The sequence below is a fragment of the Mycolicibacter minnesotensis genome, assembly GCF_010731755.1.
Taxonomy (GTDB): domain Bacteria; phylum Actinomycetota; class Actinomycetes; order Mycobacteriales; family Mycobacteriaceae; genus Mycobacterium; species Mycobacterium minnesotense.
Map to the genome: position 1 here is coordinate 643,613 of NZ_AP022589.1, position 17,697 is coordinate 661,309.

The window sequence follows — 17,697 nt, forward strand, 5'->3', positions numbered from 1 at the left end:
ATCGCCGCTGTGCGCCTCTCCGTCCTGGATCTCACGCCGGTTCGCAGCGACCAGTCCACCCCGGACGCACTGGCGGCCACGCTGCGACTCGCCAGGATCGCCGACGATCTCGGCTATTCCCGCTACTGGGTCGCCGAGCACCACAATGTCCCCTCGGTAGCCGCGACCAGGTAGCCGCGACCAGCCCGGCCGTGCTGATCGCGATGATCGCCGCCGCCACCTCGCGGATGCGAGTGGGTTCGGGCGGGGTGATGTTGCCCAACCATGCCCCCTTAGCAGTGGCCGAGCAGTTCGCCCTGCTTGAGGCCGCCCACCCTGGCCGTATCGACCTGGGTGTCGGACGCGCTCCCGGCGCCGACCCGGTGGCGTCGACGGTGTTGCGCGCCGGTCGCGGTGATCTCGGCAACCACGCGCTCGACGCATTTCCCGACAATCTCTCCGACGTGATTGCGCTGCTGGGCACCGCCGGCGTGTCGGTGCAGCTCGCAGACGGCCGCTACGTCCTGAGGGCGACGCCGCACGCGTTGACCAGACCGCAGGTGTTCATGCTGGGCTCCTCGATCGACTCGGCCCGGCTGGCCGCAGAAAAGGGCTTGCCCTACGTATTCGGACATCACCTGTTCGGCGAACAGACCGGCGAGGCCCTGGACTGCTACCGATCGCGGTTCGTGCCGAGCGAACTTGCCGCCGAGCCTGCCGCGTTCCTCACTGTGAACATCGTCGTTGCCGAAACGCACCAGGAAGCAACGGCTTTGATCCTTCCTCACCTGCATCTGCAGTCCCGAGCCGGGACCGGGCATCCCCCGGGACCGCTGACACTCGTCGAGGACGCTGAGCGAGTCGCTCTCACGCCGCAGCAGCAGCGCATCGCACAAGGTGAACTCGAACGTGCCGTGGTCGGCACGCCGGATCAGGCTCTCGCACAGCTGCAGGAATTGGGCCACCGATTCGGCGTCGACGAGTTGATGCTCAACCCGGTCGCCTCAGCGCGCCTGGGCACCGATCCGGCGGGCGCACCCGGACGCGAATCCACCCTGCAACTCCTGGCTGAGGCAGCTCGCCAATAGTGAACGGCAGGTGTCGGCAACCAACCCCAGGGGGCCGCTCGGTGAACAAATCAGGCGTCTTGCCAACAGTCAATGAACGAGCGCTGGGAGTCTCCGTACAGTCCGTTTTCCGACTGCGTTAGCGGGCTTTGGAGCACATAGCGTCGGTGACGCGCCCAACGGCGCTCGCGATCCGCAACGCAGCGATCGCGACAGTTGAGAAGACTTCGCGAGGAGCCGTCATGTCATTCGTCACAACGCAGCCCGAAGCGTTGCTGGCCGCCGTCGCCAACCTGCAGACCATCGGTTCGTCGATGGCCGCACACAGTGCCGCGGCGGCGGCACCCACCACGGGTGTGGTGCCCGCCGCCGCCGACGAGGTTTCTGCCCTGACCGCCGCTCAGTTCGCCGCCCACGCCCAGGCCTATCAAGCCGTGAGCGCGCAGGCGATGGCCGTCCACGAGATGTTCGTGCACACCCTGGGCAGCGGAGCCAGCGCCTACGCCGCCACCGAAGCTGCCAACGCGGCAGCGACCGGTTAGGGCTGCGAGATGGACTACTTGTCGTTGCCCCCCGAGGTGACCTCAACCATGATCTACTCCGGGCCCGGCTCGGAGCCGCTGGTCGTGGCCGCATCGGCGTGGAGCTCGCTGGCCGCGGAATTGAAATCCGCTGCGGCCGAGTACCGCGCAGTCATCAACCGGCTGACCTCCGAGGAATGGCTCGGGGCGGCTTCGGCGTCGATGGCAGCGGCGGCGGCGCCGTATGTGAACTGGATGGAGCTCACCGCGGCGCAGGCCGAGCAGGCCGCCACACAAGGCCGGACGGCCGCGGCGGCCTATGAGACAGCGCACGCCCAGACCGTGCCGCCGGTTGCGGTCACCGCGAACCGCGAACTCCTGCAGGAGCTGGTGGCCACCAACATCCTCGGGCAGAACACCCCGTCGATCGCGGCCACCGAGACCGAACACAGCGAGATGTGGGCACAGGACACGCTGGCGATGTACGGCTACCACGCCCAGTCCGCCGCCGCGACCCAGCTGACCGAGTTCACTTCACCCCCCAACCCGACCAACCCCACCGGCGACGCCGCAAATGCCAATGCGGTCGCGGCGGCGACCGGCAGCGCTACGGCAACCCAAACGCCCACGGCGTCGAACACGTTGCAGGACCTGCTGAACTCACTGTGGCCCAAGGCGGCCGACGGCACTCCTTATGGCGCCAGTGACGTCCTGGCCGACCCGAACTACAACCTGTCTAACCAGCTGCTGAGCCAGGTGGTGAGCAACTCGAACCTGCAGTCCAACAACATCTGCGCCGTCTGGCGTGGTGTCAGCGGTGTGCTCGGGGTGCAGAAGCTGTTCGCCGACGGCGCGAAAGAAGCCGCGAAAGCGGCTCCGGCCGCGGCCTCTGCGGCGAGTGGCGCTGCCGCCGGCGCGGCGAGCGCCGCCTCGGGTGCCGCCGGTGCGATCGGCGGTCTCTCGGTTCCGGCGAGCTGGGTGCCGCCGCTGGCCGCGGCGTCCGCGATCGGCCCGGTCTCCGGCGGCTCCTGGGTCCCGGTGGGGCCGGCAGCAGCGGCGGCACTGCCTTCTGCGGGTGGCATTCTCGGCGGCGCTCCGATCGCACCGCCGACGGGCATGCCGGGTATGCCGGGTATCCCGGCCGCCGGTGCCGCAGGCGCGGGCTTCCGGGGGTTCGGTGGACCCCGTTACGGAACCGCCCTGACCGTGATGCCTCGACGCCCCTTCGGCGGATAGCACCAAGACAACGATGATCGACTACGGGGCGCTGCCTCCGGAGATCAATTCCGCGCGCATGTACGCGGGAGCAGGCTCCGGTCCGATCTTGGCAGCAGCAGGTGCCTGGGATGTGCTGTCCCAGCAGTTGAGCATGACTGCGGCCGCAGTGGACATGACTATCGCCGACCTGACCAGCGGTCCGTGGCGTGGGCCATCGGCCATCGCCATGGCCGCGGCGGCGTCACCCTTCACCGCCTGGTTCAAGATGACCGCCGCGCAGGCCGAGCAGGCCGCCGTGCAGGCCAAAGCCGCCGCGGCCGCCTTCGAAGCCGCGTACGCGATGACGGTGCCACCCCAGGCGGTCCTGGCAAACCGCGCGCAGCTGATGATGTTGGTCGCCACCAATTTCTTCGGCCAGAACACTCCGGCCATCGCGGCTACCGAAGCCCACTACGCATCGATGTGGGCGCAGGACGCTGCGGCGATGTACGCCTACGTCGCGGGTTCGGCGGCAGCGGCACAGTTGCCGGATTTCACCTCGCCGCCACAGACCACCAATCCGGCTGCACAGGTGGGTCAGGCCACCGCGACCGCGCAGGCAGTCGGCAACTCCACGGCCACGCAGGCGTCAGCGCACACGCTGAACACTTTGCAGTCACTCGCGCAGCCCGGCGTGGCTGCCGCCACGACGGCGGCAGATGCCACCACTACCCCGCCTGCCACCGTGTCGCCGTGGACGGCTTTCCTGCAGCAGATAGTTCCTCCGCTGACGACGTTCACCAGCCTCGAGAATTCCAACCTGGGAGCTTTCCGACTATTGGACATGGCCGGACAGCTGATCAACGGCGAGGAGGTCTCCGGTCAGGCGGTGGCCGATGTCCGAGCGCTGCTGACCGATCTGACCCAGGTGGCCGAGGTCGCAAAGGCCGGAACTGCGGCCACCCACACCCCGGGTTTCGGTGCTGCCACACCGTCAGTCGGCGTGGGCCGCGGGCTGCAGGTCGGCGCCCTGTCGGTGCCGCACAGCTGGCCGATGGCCCCCACATCGGCCAATCAGGCTGCCGCGACGCTGGTTTCGAGCCGGGTGGCGGCTGCCGAGGCCGGCATGATGCCCCGCGGTCAGATGGCGGGGTTGGCCGGTTTGGCAGGGCTTCCCGGTGCCAGTGCCGCCGCCAACGGCGGGCCCACCGGGTTTCGGTTCGTTCCCCGATACGGGTACCGCCACCGGGTGATGAATCGGCCGCCCAGCGCGGGGTAAGGGTGGGCGGGTCTGCTCAGATCACGGCACCCAGCAGAGCCAACGGCAGAATCCCCATGTTGAGCGCCAAGGTGGTGCCGAACGCGTCCAGGAGATTGCCGTCGGCCAACTCGGCCGTGAAGACCTCGTAGTTGACCTGGGGCAGATTGAACAACAACGCGGTGCCGACATCCACGATCGGAATGCCGGTATGGGGCGGGAAGGCGCCGAAAAGGTCCTCCAGCGTAGGGAAATACGAGAAGAACTCCGCCGTCTCGGAGTCAGAGATGGCGTTGATGAATCCCTCCATCTCGGCGAAGAAAGCCGGCGGAGTGGTCGTCGGGTTGAAGATCTCGTCGACGAAGTCGGAGACGCCTTGCTGCCAGGCGTCTCCCAGGGCCTGCGGAAGTTCTTGTATGAGAGCGGCGAGGGTGGCCGAATCTGGCAGGAAACCCAAGGGAGTGGCGATGTCGGCGGGGCCTTGGCTCCAGCCATGCTCGATGCTGCCGTAGCCCAGGTTCACCAGGATGCGCATCACCGGTTCGAACAGATCGTAGAGTGCCTGCCCCCCGCTCCCGAAGAACAACAGCGGGTACAGCAGCGGCAACCCCTCGGTCGGAATCATGTAGTAATCGGTGACTGAATCCGCCGATGCCGTCGGCAGCAAGATCGCATTGGCGATCTGGTCGTCCGTCAGCCCCAGGTAGGTGGTGTGCTGAAAGGCGATGCCGAAGATCGCGTTGAGGACCGACAGGAAGTTGATCGGGTATTGCGGGAAGTCGGCGAAGCCGTCGTATTCCCGGTTGTAGACCTCGGTCGGGTATAGGTCAGACGGTCCCGCTCCACTGAACGTCAGCCCCAGACTCGGCAGGCTCACCGGCCCGAGTTCGGGCAGGTTGAAGCGCGAGAGCATGCCACCGTTGGGCGCGCTGACGTCACCGATCATCACGAAATGCACGTAGTCGCTGGGCACCCCAGCTTCTGCGAGCTGGTATTGCACCATCGACTCGATGATGGCGCCCTGCGACCATCCGAAGACCACGGCGGGGTTCTCCGCGCTCAGATCTCCGTTCTGATACTCGGCCATGATGGCCTCGTAAAGGATCTGCTGGCCCTGCGCGACCGATTCGTCGAGAGTCCCGCCGAACGGGCCCAGGAACGGGTAGAGCTGTTGGGGCATGGAGAGCACCTGCGTGGTACCGGTGAAACCGAGCGGCTCCAGGTACATCGACACGGCGGCATCGACGTAGGTCGGGCCAGGCGTGGCCAGTCCGCTGCCACCGATGATGAAGGCCGTCCCGCCGCCGAGGGAGGGCGCCGCGGTGGCGATTACGGCGTGCCGCACCGCACCCAGCGGGTCGATCTCCGGCATCACCTGCGTGACGGCCACGGGCCCGGCGCCAACCAGAACGACAGCGATGGCCGAGTACACGCGACGTATGCGTTGCATGGCCGGAGGCTCCTTCATTCAGCCCGGCGAGGCGGGCTTCCAACGGGCCGCTCAACTCCCTGAAAGCTGTTGAGCACCCATGAATTTCTTGAAAAATAACATAGATACAGGGTGAACCCGCAGCGCATAGGCACTTTTCCCAACCCCGATCAGCGGGGCGGTTACCGCGCGGCCGCGGTCAGGCCGGCTTGGCCGGTTTGGCGATGTCGGCAGCCGGCTTGAGGTCGGCGAGTACCTCGCTGAACCGGCTGGCTACCACCGGAACCCAGATCTGGGCACCCCGCTGGCCGCACTCGTTGCTTTCTACGGTGGCCAACATCGCCCCGTGCAGAACGCCCGGGATAGTCGGCTCCAGCGACAACACCTGCGTGGTGGTCTGACTACCCTGCCGCCCGTCGACACCGACGCAGGGTGTCTGCAATGTCTGCGGGCGAGAACGCCATTCGTCGCCGGTGAACTCGAAGATCAGTTCATTGGCGCCCGAGGGCGTCTTGACAGTCTTGTGGTGGTCCTTGGCGTCCAGCATCATGGCCGACGCCGTGCAGGGGTCCGCGTCGCACGATGACTTCACCGCCCACCAGGTGCTGACGTTGGGCGGCTCTGGATTGGGCACGCCGTTGTACTTCTCCCCGGCCCGGTTGGCGTCGACCCGGAACGTCCCGTCAAACGCAGGCGCCTTGGGCGATGGGGCCACGGTCGCCGCCGGCACTGCCCCTGCGGCGCCCGTCGCCGTTTCGACAGGCTCCTCGGCCAGCAGGCGCGGGACCAAGGCCGCCACCGATCCCACTACCGCCAACCCCAGGGGCACCAGAACCGCCGGCCGGGCCAGTTTCGCCCACCTGCTCGCCGGGCGTGGTGCGGCGGCGCGCGCAATGCCTCGCGCCATCGTCCTGGCGGAGTCGGAGTCGTCGGCTGAGGCAGGATCAGCAAGCTGCTCGGTCAGTGCCGCAACGAAATCCGAACAATCCCGGAATCGCTCGGCGGGATCTTTGGCCAGCGCCGCGGCGAGCACGTCGTCGAACGGCTCGAGCTCGGGCCGCCGCTCGCTGAGCAACGGCGGCGGAGTGTTGAGGTGGTGACTGATCACCGTCACCGGATTCTCGTGGTGATACGGGGGCGTTCCGGTCAGCATCTGGAATGTTGTGGCCGCCAAGGCGTACTGGTCGGCACGTTCCAGACCTTCGGCGCCCATCAGTTGTTCGGGCGCGGCATAGGCGATGGTGCCGATGGCCAGGTTGCTCGCGGTCAGGCCACTGGGTCCGCCCAGCTGTCGGGCGATACCGAAGTCGGCCAGCACCGCGGTCAGGACCTCATCGCCGTCCTCGGTCACCAAGATGTTGCTGGGTTTGACGTCGCGGTGCACCACGCCATGGTCGTGGGCGTAATCCAAAGCATCGGCGACGCTGTTGACGATCGGAAGGACGACATGGGCCGGCATCCCAGCCGGGTATTTGCGGGTGATCAGCTCGCCGAGAGTCTCGCCTTCGATGTAGTCCATCGAGAGCCACAGCCGGCCGCGGTACTCGCCACGGTCGTGCACTCGCACGATATTGGGGTGCACCAGCACCGCCGCGGCTTCGGCCTCGCGCCGAAACCGCTCTTCATAGTCGTCATCGGCGCTCAACGAGCGGCGCAGGATCTTCAGCGCCTCTCGGCGGGGCAGCCGGGGATGCTGCGCAAGGTACACCTCGCCCATGCCGCCGGCACCCAACAGTTTCAAGATGGTGTACTCAGCGAAAATCGAGCCCGCCGCCAGAGCCATGCCGCCGACAGTAGTGAACCTGGGTGAACAGCGGGGTGATACCAGGCGGCCAGCCGGCAAAGAACCCTTCACCTCGTCCTCCGTCGAGGCTCGCTGAACCGCCCGGCTGCCGTCCGGAACCCCACGCTGGCAGGATGAAACCGTGACAACCTGGCCGGCACCTACACCCACCGCTCCCATCGATGCAACGGTGGCCGTGCCCGGCTCAAAGTCGCAGACCAATCGGGCGCTGGTGCTGGCCGCGTTAGCCGCGGGCAGCGGCAGTGGCGTCTCCACGCTCTCGGGCGCATTGCGCAGCCGCGACACCGACCTGATGCTCGACGCCCTGCGAGCCCTGGGCCTGCGGGTCGAGGCGGTAGCCCACCACGTGACCGTCAGCGGCAGCATCGACCCCGAGCCGAACATCCGGCTGAACTGCGGCCTGGCGGGCACCGTGCTGCGCTTCGTCCCGCCGCTGGCCGCGTTGGGCACGGTGACGGTGACATTCGACGGAGACGAGCAGGCCCGGGCACGTCCCATCGCGCCCCTGCTGGACGCGATGCGCCACCTGGGCATCGAAGTCGACGGAGACGGGCTCCCGTTCGGGATCCGCGGCACCGGCTCCGTCGCCGGCGGCACCGTGGCCATCGACGCCTCCGCGTCGTCGCAGTTCGTCTCCGGCCTGCTGTTGGCCGCCGCGGCGTTCGACGAGGGGTTGACCGTGGTGCATACCGGGGACAGCTTGCCCTCCGCACCGCACATCGCGATGACGGTGGCGATGCTGCGCCAGGCCGGGATCGAGGTCGACGACAGCTCCCCGAACCTTTGGCGGGTCAGTCCTGCGACGGCGACGGCGCGCGATTGGGAGATCGAACCGGACCTGTCCAACGCCACCCCATTCCTGGCGGCCGCGGTGGTCACCGGAGGCCGCGTGCGGATCGCCGGGTGGCCGGCCGTCGGCGTGCAGCCCAGCGAAGCCATCATCGAAGTCATCGGTGCCACCGGCGCCCGGATCACCCACACCGATTCCTACCTGCAGGTCGAGGGCCAAGGCGCCTACGGTGGGTTCGACGTGGATCTGCAGGCGCTCGGCGAGCTCACCCCGACGGTGGCCGCCCTGGCAGCACTGGCAACGCCGGGTTCGGTTTCGCGGCTCAGCGGTATCGCGCACCTGCGCGGGCACGAGACCGACCGACTGGCGGCCCTGACCACCGAGATCAGACGTCTGGGGGGCGATGCCGTGGAGACCCCTGACGGCCTGGTGATCACCGCGACTCCACTGCACGGTGGAACCTGGCACTCCTACGCCGACCACCGGATGGCCACCGCGGGTGCGATCATCGGCCTGCGCGTCCCCGACGTCGAAGTCGAAGATATCGAGACCACCGCCAAGACTCTCCCGGCGTTCCCCCGAATGTGGGCCGACATGCTGGCGGACGCGGGGGCCGACGCTTGAAACCGGAGGACTACGACGAATCCGACGTCAAAGTCCGCTCCGGGCGGGGCTCGCGGCCGCGCACCAAAATCCGCCCCGAGCACAACGACGCCCAGTCGGCCATGGTGGTCAGCGTGGACCGCGGGCGCTGGGGATGCGTGTTGGACAACGCTGATGACTCCGCCGATCTCCAGGTCACCGCAATGCGCGCCCGCGAGCTGGGTCGCACCCCGATCGTGGTCGGCGACCGTGTCGATGTGGTGGGCGACCTTTCCGGTCGACCAGACACTCTGGCCCGGATCGTTCGTCGCAGATCACGACGAACCGTGTTGCGGCGCACCGCCGATGACACCGATCCCACCGAGCGCGTGGTGGTCGCCAATGCCGACCAGCTGCTGATGGTGGTGGCGCTCGCCGACCCTCCGCCGCGCACCGGCCTGGTCGAACGCGCGCTGATCGCCGCCTACGCCGGGGGGCTGGCACCGATTCTGTGCCTGACCAAGACGGATCTGGCGGATCCCGAGCAGTTCGCCGGTCAGTTCGCCGACCTGGATCTCACGGTGGTCACCGCGGGCCGTGACGACCCACTGGATGCGGTCGCACCCCTGTTGGAATCTCAGGTCACCGTCCTGCTGGGCCACTCCGGTGTCGGGAAGTCGACCTTAGTGAATCGGCTTGTCCCCGAGGCTGATCGCGCCGTCGGCCGGGTCACCGATATCGGCCGGGGACGGCACACCTCCACGCAGTCGGTCGCGCTGCGGCTGGCGAAATCGGGGTGGGTGATCGACACCCCGGGGATCCGTTCGTTCGGCCTGGCCCACATCGCGCCCGACGATGTCCTGCTGGCATTCTCCGACCTTGCCGAGGCCATCGGCGACTGTCCACGCGGCTGCGGTCATCTCGGCCCGCCGGCAGATCCCGAATGCGCCCTGGACGCCCTGACCGGCGCTGCGCATGGCCGGGTCGAAGCCGCACGACGGCTGCTTACGGTGCTACGCGAGAGCTGATCCGGGTTTCACCACCGCTTTGGACGGCCTCATCGGCCGCCGAAATGCCGCGACTGCGGTTCGCACACGGTGAACGACCGGGGCTCAAAGTGAACACCAGGCGTCATCGAATTTACGACTTTGGCCCGCCGATGAACATTGGCTCCGCAGGGATGAACAGATCGTGTGTGAGCTGTCCCGACCCGTATTCGCTACCTAGGCTGGCAGTGTCCTGGAAATGTCCTAGCAAATGCCTGTAGCTCATTGCAGGCAAGGAGGAGTGAGACGTGTCAACCGTTATTGCGCAGCCGGAAGTCTTGGCTGCCAGTGCCCGCGAGCTGCAGGCCATAACCTCGGACATGGCGGCGGGAAACGCAGCAGCGGCTACCCCCACGACCCAGATCACCCCTGCAGGCGCCGACATGGTGTCCGTCATGACTGCTACCGCCTTCGCGGCGCACGCCGACCTCTACCAGCAGGTCAGCGCTCGGGCCACTGCCCTGCGGCAGATGTTGGAGACGGTGTTGAGCATCAGCGCCGGTACCTACGACGCCACCGAGGCCGCCAACGCGGCTGCGGTCTCCGTGAGCTAGGACCGACACCATGGACTTCGGCATGTTGCCGCCTGAGATCAACTCAGCCCTGATGTACTCCGGCGCCGGCTCGGCGCCCCTGTGGGCAGCCTCCCGCGCCTGGGAAACCCTCGGCGCCGAGATCTACGCCACCGCAGCCAGTTACACGGCCGTACTGACTGACCTGACCGCGGAGTGGCAGGGTCCGGCCGCAGCGGCAATGGCGAAGTCGTTCGAGCCGCACCTGGAATGGCTCACTCGGTCGGCCGCGCAGGCGGAGCAGATCGCCGCGCAGGCGGGCGCTGCAGCCGCTGCTCACGATGCGGCATTCGCCGCGACGGTTCCGCCGGCGGTGGTCGAGGCCAACCGCGAGACGCTGATGTCGTTGATGGCGACCAACGTCTTGGGCCAGAACACTCCGGCGATCGCGGCCACCGAAGCCGCCTACGGCGAGATGTGGATGCAAGACGCCGTCACTATGTATGGCTACGCCGGACAGTCGGCGGCCGCGTCGCAGGTGACGCCGTTCACGGCGCCGGCCCCCACCGTCAACCCGGCCGGAGTGGCAGCCCAGGAGGCTGCCGTTGCCGCTGCCGTCGGATCAGCGCCCGCGACCGACGCCGACACGCTGGCGTCCTTGATCTCATCGCTGCCCAACCAGCTGGGCGCCCTCGCCGGCCCAGGTGCCACGAGTTTGCTCGAAGATCTGCTGAACCCGATCACCTGGAACGGATCAACCATCACGTTCAACGGCATGTACGGCGACTTGATGCGGGGCCTGACCGGGTCAGCCACACTGAGCGCGTCCAGCCCGTTCGACGCGTTCATCCGGATGGTGTCGCCTATTCGATTGTTCAGCACGGCCTTCAAAGACATCGACGGTCTATCGCATTCACTTCTCCCCGCGACCAAAGCTGTCGAGAAGGTTGCCGAAGGTGCCGCCAAGGCGGCCGAAGGTGCCGCCAAGAGCCTGGGTGCCGGAATCGCGGGAACCGTCGGGCACGCCTCGCTGGTCGGCCCGCTTTCGGTGCCGCAGACCTGGGCAGCGGCCCTACCTGCTGCCGCCGTTCACTCCGCTCCGGTACAGCTGGCCAGCTATGTCAGCTCTGCCGGGGCCGCCGCTGGCGAAGCCGGCCACAGCGCGCTCGGCGGGATGCCGATGGCGGGCGCCGGTGGTGGCGGGCGCGGCGGGTTCGGCGCCTTTGGCACCCCCCGCTACGGGTTCCGGCCGATGATGGTCGGCCGACCACCCGCCGGCGGCTGACCGGGCAACCCCTGGTCTCACCGCTCCGTTTCCCTCGCATATGCCGCGCCATGATCCGCTCTGGCGCGGCATAAGCATTTCTGGGTAAAGCCAAGTCGTATAGCCACGTCCTGGCTGCGCAGGGGAATGTCATGCCCGGCCCGGGCGGGGCCGCCGCCTATCGCGGCCGTGCAATACGGCGGTGGATCAGGCGGCCTGGTCCATCCGCTTGTCACGACGCCACCCGCGGACCGCCGAAATGGCCGTCTTCAGGCCACGACGGCGGCCGGTCGCCGGGTCGACCCGCGTGAAATCGGACCCCAGCTCGGCGAACATCTTCTCGCTGCGGGTCTCGGGCGCATCGTCGGCGGTATCGCGCAGAAAGCGATCCGGCAACGACAGCTTGGCGATCGTGCGCCAGGTCTTGCCGTACTGCACCAGGAACGGTCCAGAGGTGTAGGGCAGGTCGTAGCGCTCACACACTGCACGAACCCGCTCTGCGATCTCGGGGTAGCGATTGCTCGGCAGGTCGGGAAAGAGGTGATGCTCGATCTGGTGCGACAGGCTGCCGCTGAAGAATCGCATCGCCGGCCCGGCGTCGATGTTCGCGCTGCCCAACAGTTGCCGCAGGTACCACTGCCCCTGAGATTCACCCACCATGTCCGTCTTGGTGAATTTCTCTGCGCCATCAGGGAAGTGACCGCAGAAGATGATCGCGTTGGCCCACAGGTTGCGAATCACATTGGCGATCGCGTTGGCCTTCACGGTCGAGGCGAACGTGGCCCCTGGCGACAGCGATGTCAGGGCTGGAAAGGCGACATAGTCCTTGAGCACCTGGCGGCCGGCTTTGCCGCCGAACTCCCGGACCCGCTCCAGGCTCTCCTGACGGTCACTGCGGCCCTTGAAGATCTTGCCGAGTTCCAAGTGCTGCAACCCGACGCCCCACTCGAAGCCGATCGCCAACATGGCGTTGTAGAACAGATTGAAAAGGTTGAAGCGCTGCCAGGGCGTATCGCGAGTCACGCGCAGCAGGCCGTAACCGACATCGTCGTCCATGCCGAGAATGTTGGTGTACTTGTGGTGCGCGAAGTTGTGGGTGAAGCGCCAATGCTTGGCGTAGCCGGCCATGTCCCACTCCCAGCCGGTGGAATGGATTTCGGGATCGTTCATCCAGTCCCACTGACCGTGCATGACGTTGTGGCCGATCTCCATGTTCTCCACGATCTTGGCCACGCCCAGAGTCGCGGTACCGGCCCAGCGCGCCCAGCGCCGATTTCCCGCCGCCAGCAGCAGCCGGCCGGTGACCTCGAGCGCCCGTTGGGCGGCAATGGTGCGATGGATGTATCGGGCGTCGCGCTCCCCGCGGTCGGCTTCGACGTCCCGGCGGATGGCATCCAGTTCTGCGGCAAGGTTCGCCACGTCGGCGTCACTGAGGTGAGCGAACACCTCGACGTCGGTTACCGCCATCAGACCGCCTTTCGTGAACGCGTATCGTCCATACGTACGCTATACACCTACGCTATCGTAACCTACGCATCCGTAGGTTACCAGCGGGTAATCGTCAGGCGTCTAGTTCGCAATCGCCGGCCGCAGCGCTGACGCACGTCTGGACACGAGTGCCCGGCTCATGATCGGCACCGGTGCGCAGATCGCGTACCTGTCCGGCGACCAGCATCACCACGCACGACTGACAGATACCCATGCGACATCCGAAAGGCATCGAAACGCCGGCGTTCTCGCCGGCCTCGAGCAGCGTCGTCGCGGCATCTGCTGCCACACTCTTGCCGCTCGCGGCAAAGGTGACCGTGCCACCGCCCTCGGCCACCGCGGTGCGGGCCACGGCGAATCGCTCCACGTGCAGGTGGTCGGCGATACCGGCGGCAGCCCAGGCGCGCTCGGCGTCGGCCAACAACGCCGCGGGCCCACACGCCCACGTCTGCCGCACGCGCCAATCAGGCACTTCCCCGTCGAGGACCTCGGGCCCCCGCAGCTCGAGCCGGCCCTGGTCGCGTGTGGTGCGCAACAGCAGCCGGTAGCCAGGATGCGCACGCGCCAAGGCGGCGAGCTCGTCGGCGAACAGCGCGTCGGCGGCCGTGGGCGCCGAATGCAGGTGGACTACGTCGGCGATGGCGCCTCGGCGGGCCAGTGAGCGCAGCATGGCCATGATCGGGGTGATTCCGGATCCCGCGGTGACGAACAGCAGCGCAGCTGGGGGCGGTTCAGGCAAGACGAATTCGCCCTGCGGGGCAGCCAGCCGCACCACGGTCCCCGGGGCGACACCGTCCACCAGATGGCTGGACAGAAAACCCTCCGGCATCGCCTTGACGGTGATCGAGATGGTGCGCGCACCGCGCAGCGGCGCAGATGTCAGCGAATAGGACCGCCAGCGCCACCGCCCGTCGACCCGCAGACCGATGCCGATGTACTGGCCGGCCTGGTAATCGAAGTGGAAACCCCAGCCGGGCTTGATGGTCAGCGTCGCCGAATCCTCGGTCTCACGCCGAACCGCCACCACCCGGCCCCGCAGTTCCCGCGCTGACCACAACGGATTGGCCAGCCGTAGGTAGTCGTCCGGCAGCAACGGGGTGGTTATCTGTGTTGCGATACGACGCAGAGCATTCCAGCCTGGATGGCGATCGGACCCCGCGGCGGTCGGGCGCCTGGTGTCACCGATCTGCGCGACGATCGCCGAATGCTTCTTGCTCACGAAGACTTCCCTGCTCGCTACCGAAGGTTGACAAACCTACGGTACCGTAACCTCACCTCGGCGGCATCAGAGCAGGTCGAGCAGGAACGGCAGCTCCTGGGTCGCGTACCAGGCCAAGTCATGATCCTGCGCGTCCCCAACAGTCAGCTCGGCGTCCTCGTCGCCCAGATCGGCGTCGTCGATCACCGCAATGGCCGCCCGCACGGCCGGTTCAGCCGCAGCGTTGTCCACATACGCCGCGACGACGTCCGTGATCGCCACCGGCCCCGCCAGCCGAACCACCGCCACATCCAGGTCGGGCCGGGTAGTAGCCCCGTCCACCTCAGCCACCAATACCGCACGGCGGGTGGGCAGCTTCTCGCCTGCCGACGCACCGTCCTCGGCACCGAGCAAGCGCAGCGAGGCCAGCGCCGCCTCGCCGAGCGCAACTTCGGCCAGCTCATCGTCGTCGCCGTGGGCATAGGCCTCGCGCAGTGCGGGCGTCACCGCGAACGCCGTCCCACTGACCGGACGCATTGAACCATCGGCGACCAATTGGGCCAGCATGGCCAGTGTCGCCGGGATGTATACCCGCATAAGCCCAGACCTTAGTCCGCTCGGTCAGCCTTAGCGTGATCGACAAACGGTCGGCACATAGTTCCGGCGGTCATGGCCGAACCCGGCCCCGTGCTCCGAGCGGAACCGCGATAGGCGCCACTACCTCGACGACCGCTGAAGAACATTCCGATGAGCGGAAACCCGACACCCAGCGCGCCAGCGGTCGGCATAGTCTCGCCGCGCGGGCCGACAACGATCGCCATAGTTAGGAGCACAGTCAGTGGATGAAAGGGTGGTCAGATCCGGCCCGGCTCAACAACGCGCGAGGATCGTCCTGGCCGCTCGGCAACAAGCGGTGAACGGCTATGCGTCGGTGCACATCAGATCGGTCGCGGATTCAGCGGGAGTAAGCCCAACCGCGCTCTATCAACATTTCTCTTCGAAGGATGACCTGCTCGTCTACTGTCTGCACAGTTGGCTAGACGATTTCAAAGCCGCGACGACCCCGACGCCATCCAGACCAGCTGATCCCTACCGGCGGCTGCAGCTCGTCGTCGACGCACTGACCGAACGAATGTCGTCCACGCCGCGGTTCGCCGATACCGTGGCACGTGCCTACCTACATGCAGTCGGTTCGGCCGCCCGTGGAGCCACGTTGGTGCGGGAAACACTGATAGCGATCTTCGTTGAAGCAGTGGGCGACCCGAACTCCCCAGATCACGAACACCTGCGCCACGTCGCTGCGCTAGTCGCCGACGTCTGGATCACGAATATTCTGGCGATCGCACAAAATCGGACGACACCCGAGGAGCTGCAGAATCGCCTCTCCTGGACCATATCGGCCATCCGCAGCAACTCAGCACGCCAAAGCCGACCGACAAATGTTCTCCGGCAGCGGATTCGAACCTCCTGACCGCCCCGGCCAGTTGTTCCAGGATCGCCTGGGCCTGCGGCCGTGTCGTCATGCCGCGATTATTTCGCGGCCCGCTCCCGCTGAATCTCCAGCGCGATGTCGATCAGCTGGTCCTCCTGGCCACCGATCAGCTTGCGCTGGCCCACCCGCAGCAGCAGCTCATGCGCCGGCACGCCGTAACGCTCGCCCTGGCGCACCGCGTGCTTGAGGAAGCTGGAGTACACCCCGGAGTAACCCATGATGAGCGCGTTGCGGTCCAGCACGCACTCGGCCGGCATGGCCGGACGCACCACTTCCTCGGCGGCATCAGCGATGTCGAAGAAGTCGATGCCGGTCTTGATCCCGACCTTGTCGAAAACCCCGATCAGTGCCTCGACCGGAGCATTGCCCGCGCCCGCACCGAACCGGCGCACCGAACCGTCGATCTGCTTGGCCCCGGCGCGTGCGGCCTCCAACGAGTTGGCGACCCCGAGTCCGAGGTTCTCGTGGCCATGAAAACCAACTTGAGCAGCCGATCCTAATTCGGCGACCAGCGCCTGGACCCGGTCGCGAACTCCTTCGAGCACCAAGGCACCAGCGGAGTCGACCACATAGACGCACTGGCATCCGGCATCAGCCATGATGCGGGCCTGAGCCGCCAGCTTCTCCGGGGTGACGGTGTGGGCCATCATCAAGAAGCCGACGGTTTCCAGGCCCAACTCGCGCGCCAGGCCGAAGTGCTGGATGGAGACGTCAGCCTCGGTGCAGTGGGTGGCGATACGGCAGATGGAGCCACCGTTGTCCTGCGCCTCTTTGATGTCCTCCTTGGTGCCCACGCCGGGCAGCATCAAGAAGGCGATCTTGGCGTCCTTGGCGGTCTGCGCCGCGAGCTTGATCAGTTCCTGCTCCGGGGTTTTGGACAACCCGTAGTTGAAGCTGGACCCGCCCAGGCCGTCGCCGTGGGTCACCTCGATCACCGGCACGCCGGCAGCATCCAGGGCGGCGACGATCGCGGTGACCTCGTCGGAGGTGAACTGGTGACGCTTGTGGTGCGAACCATCCCGCAGCGAGGTGTCGGTGATCCGCACATCGAAGATGTGGTCGCTCATTTCGCTCCTCCAGCCTTTGCCGCCGCCATCTCGCGGGCAATCTCCTCGCCGACCTTGGTCGCGGCGGCGGTCATGATGTCCAGGTTGCCCGCATAGGGGGGCAGATAATCACCGGCGCCCTCGACCTCGACGAACGTGGTCACCACCGCACGCCCGCCGGAGTTCAGCGACGGCTCGTCGAACTGCGGCTCGTTGAGCAGCCGGTAGCCCGGCACATAGGTCTGCACCTGGGCGACGACATCCTTGATCGACGCGGTGATCGCGTCGCGGTCGGCGTCCTCGGGGATCTGGCAGAAGATGGTGTCGCGCATGATCATCGGCGGGTCGGCCGGGTTCAAGATGATGATCGCCTTGCCGCGCTGCGCTCCACCGATGGTCTGCACGCCGGCCGAAGTGGTCTTGGTGAACTCATCGATGTTGGCCCGGGTTCCCGGGCCGGCCGACACGCTGGCGACGCTGGCCACGATCTCGGCATAGGGCACGGTGCCGCCTTGGGCTGTGACCGCGCGGGTGACGGCGTACACGATCGGAATGGTGGCCTGGCCACCGCAGGTGATCATGTTGACGTTCGGCGCGTCGACATGTTCGTGCAGGTTCGCCGGCGGAATCACCGCCGGGCCCACCGCAGCCGGGGTCAAGTCGATGGCCCGGATACCGGCGGCCTCGTACTTGGGCGCGTACGCCTTGTGCACATAGGCGCTGGTGGCCTCGAACACGAAGTCCGGCTTCTCATCCAGAGCCAGCAGCCAGTCCGCCCCTTCGGCCGAGGTCTCCAGGCCGAGCTTGCGCGCCCGCGCCAGCCCCTCAGACTCGGGGTCGATGCCGATCATCCAACGCGGCTCCAGCCACTCCGAACGCAGCAACTTGTACAACAGGTCAGTACTGATATTACCCGACCCGACAATCGCAACTGAGGCCTTAGCAGCCATAACGCTTCCCGTCTTTCCCCACGATGCACCGTGATATCAGCGCACAACTACGTGGACCCTCTCGCAATCCGCCT

At 66.9% G+C, this 17,697-nt stretch carries 15 protein-coding genes and 1 pseudogene; 9 read left to right on the forward strand and 7 right to left on the reverse strand.

What is annotated here, in order from left to right; all coding sequences use genetic code 11:
- The first annotated feature begins 9 nt into the window (after nucleotides 1–9).
- From G6N09_RS03225 to G6N09_RS03240, 4 genes and pseudogenes are all read left to right on the forward strand, one after another.
- A pseudogene (locus G6N09_RS03225) lies at nucleotides 10–1,067 on the forward strand (LLM class flavin-dependent oxidoreductase).
- Between the two features lie 221 nt (nucleotides 1,068–1,288).
- Nucleotides 1,289–1,588 (forward strand): PE family protein, encoded by a 300-nt coding sequence (locus tag G6N09_RS03230; protein WP_083027571.1) that lies wholly within the window; start codon nucleotides 1,289–1,291, stop codon nucleotides 1,586–1,588.
- 9 nt (nucleotides 1,589–1,597) lie between these two features.
- On the forward strand, nucleotides 1,598–2,803 hold the full coding sequence (locus tag G6N09_RS03235) for a PPE family protein (RefSeq protein WP_083027572.1): 1,206 nt from the start codon (nucleotides 1,598–1,600) through the stop codon (nucleotides 2,801–2,803).
- Between the two features lie 13 nt (nucleotides 2,804–2,816).
- Nucleotides 2,817–4,043 carry a PPE family protein gene (locus G6N09_RS03240; protein WP_083027573.1) on the forward strand — a complete coding sequence of 409 codons (1,227 nt, stop codon included), beginning with the start codon at nucleotides 2,817–2,819 and terminating at the stop codon, nucleotides 4,041–4,043.
- Nucleotides 4,044–4,059: 16 nt separating this feature from the next.
- Here G6N09_RS03240 and G6N09_RS03245 read toward each other — a convergent pair whose 3' ends face one another.
- Nucleotides 4,060–5,472, reverse strand: coding sequence for a PE-PPE domain-containing protein (locus tag G6N09_RS03245; protein WP_163752641.1), 1,413 nt, complete (start codon nucleotides 5,470–5,472; stop codon nucleotides 4,060–4,062).
- Between the two features lie 178 nt (nucleotides 5,473–5,650).
- Entirely contained in the window at nucleotides 5,651–7,234 is a 1,584-nt protein-coding gene (locus G6N09_RS03250; protein ID WP_083027575.1) for a serine/threonine-protein kinase, read from the reverse strand.
- A gap of 142 nt (nucleotides 7,235–7,376) precedes the next feature.
- On the opposite strand from G6N09_RS03250, the gene aroA reads away from it, so the two are divergent.
- From aroA to G6N09_RS03270, 4 genes are all read left to right on the forward strand, one after another.
- The gene (gene aroA / locus G6N09_RS03255; RefSeq protein WP_083027576.1) at nucleotides 7,377–8,669 is read left to right on the forward strand and encodes a 3-phosphoshikimate 1-carboxyvinyltransferase; all 1,293 of its coding nucleotides are present in this window, start codon (nucleotides 7,377–7,379) and stop codon (nucleotides 8,667–8,669) included.
- A complete protein-coding gene (gene rsgA / locus G6N09_RS03260; protein WP_083027577.1) occupies nucleotides 8,666–9,655 on the forward strand; it encodes a ribosome small subunit-dependent GTPase A in 990 nt (329 codons plus the stop codon). Before aroA ends, rsgA begins: the two co-directional genes overlap by 4 nt.
- 266 nt (nucleotides 9,656–9,921) lie before the next feature.
- Complete coding sequence (locus G6N09_RS03265) at nucleotides 9,922–10,227, forward strand: PE family protein (protein ID WP_083027578.1); 306 nt, start codon at nucleotides 9,922–9,924, stop codon at nucleotides 10,225–10,227.
- 10 nt (nucleotides 10,228–10,237) lie between these two features.
- Nucleotides 10,238–11,470: a PPE family protein gene (locus G6N09_RS03270; protein WP_083027579.1), complete on the forward strand. Its 1,233-nt coding sequence runs from the start codon at nucleotides 10,238–10,240 to the stop codon at nucleotides 11,468–11,470.
- Nucleotides 11,471–11,656: 186 nt separating this feature from the next.
- On the opposite strand, the gene G6N09_RS03275 is transcribed toward G6N09_RS03270, so the two are convergent.
- The 3 genes from G6N09_RS03275 to G6N09_RS03285 form a co-directional block, all read right to left on the reverse strand.
- On the reverse strand, nucleotides 11,657–12,916 hold the full coding sequence (locus tag G6N09_RS03275) for a fatty acid desaturase family protein (RefSeq protein WP_083027580.1): 1,260 nt from the start codon (nucleotides 12,914–12,916) through the stop codon (nucleotides 11,657–11,659).
- A 94-nt stretch (nucleotides 12,917–13,010) separates the two neighbouring features.
- Nucleotides 13,011–14,156: a ferredoxin reductase gene (locus G6N09_RS03280; RefSeq protein WP_083027581.1), complete on the reverse strand. Its 1,146-nt coding sequence runs from the start codon at nucleotides 14,154–14,156 to the stop codon at nucleotides 13,011–13,013.
- A gap of 66 nt (nucleotides 14,157–14,222) precedes the next feature.
- Nucleotides 14,223–14,732 carry a DUF6912 family protein gene (locus tag G6N09_RS03285; RefSeq protein WP_083027582.1) on the reverse strand — a complete coding sequence of 170 codons (510 nt, stop codon included), beginning with the start codon at nucleotides 14,730–14,732 and terminating at the stop codon, nucleotides 14,223–14,225.
- Nucleotides 14,733–14,973: 241 nt separating this feature from the next.
- On the opposite strand from G6N09_RS03285, the gene G6N09_RS03290 reads away from it, so the two are divergent.
- Nucleotides 14,974–15,606, forward strand: a complete 633-nt coding sequence (locus G6N09_RS03290; RefSeq protein WP_083027583.1) for a TetR/AcrR family transcriptional regulator — start codon at nucleotides 14,974–14,976, stop codon at nucleotides 15,604–15,606.
- Between the two features lie 59 nt (nucleotides 15,607–15,665).
- Here G6N09_RS03290 and dmpG read toward each other — a convergent pair whose 3' ends face one another.
- Nucleotides 15,666–16,694, reverse strand: coding sequence for a 4-hydroxy-2-oxovalerate aldolase (gene dmpG, locus G6N09_RS03295; protein WP_083028023.1), 1,029 nt, complete (start codon nucleotides 16,692–16,694; stop codon nucleotides 15,666–15,668).
- Nucleotides 16,691–17,623, reverse strand: a complete 933-nt coding sequence (locus tag G6N09_RS03300) for an acetaldehyde dehydrogenase (acetylating) (protein WP_163752644.1) — start codon at nucleotides 17,621–17,623, stop codon at nucleotides 16,691–16,693. The genes dmpG and G6N09_RS03300 overlap by 4 nt, the downstream gene beginning before the upstream one ends.
- Nucleotides 17,624–17,697: the final 74 nt, after the last annotated feature.

What these genes read in the sequence shown, in the direction of transcription:
- G6N09_RS03230 (WP_083027571.1), top strand. Translation starts at nt 1,289, where the DNA reads ATGTCATTCGTCACAACGCAGCCCGAAGCGTTGCTGGCCGCCGTCGCC.
- G6N09_RS03235 (WP_083027572.1), top strand. Translation starts at nt 1,598, where the DNA reads ATGGACTACTTGTCGTTGCCCCCCGAGGTGACCTCAACCATGATCTAC.
- G6N09_RS03240 (WP_083027573.1), top strand. Translation starts at nt 2,817, where the DNA reads ATGATCGACTACGGGGCGCTGCCTCCGGAGATCAATTCCGCGCGCATG.
- G6N09_RS03245 (WP_163752641.1), bottom strand. Translation starts at nt 5,472, where the DNA reads ATGCAACGCATACGTCGCGTGTACTCGGCCATCGCTGTCGTTCTGGTT.
- G6N09_RS03250 (WP_083027575.1), bottom strand. Translation starts at nt 7,234, where the DNA reads ATGGCTCTGGCGGCGGGCTCGATTTTCGCTGAGTACACCATCTTGAAA.
- G6N09_RS03270 (WP_083027579.1), top strand. Translation starts at nt 10,238, where the DNA reads ATGGACTTCGGCATGTTGCCGCCTGAGATCAACTCAGCCCTGATGTAC.
- G6N09_RS03275 (WP_083027580.1), bottom strand. Translation starts at nt 12,916, where the DNA reads ATGGCGGTAACCGACGTCGAGGTGTTCGCTCACCTCAGTGACGCCGAC.
- G6N09_RS03285 (WP_083027582.1), bottom strand. Translation starts at nt 14,732, where the DNA reads ATGCGGGTATACATCCCGGCGACACTGGCCATGCTGGCCCAATTGGTC.
- dmpG (WP_083028023.1), bottom strand. Translation starts at nt 16,694, where the DNA reads ATGAGCGACCACATCTTCGATGTGCGGATCACCGACACCTCGCTGCGG.
- G6N09_RS03300 (WP_163752644.1), bottom strand. Translation starts at nt 17,623, where the DNA reads ATGGCTGCTAAGGCCTCAGTTGCGATTGTCGGGTCGGGTAATATCAGT.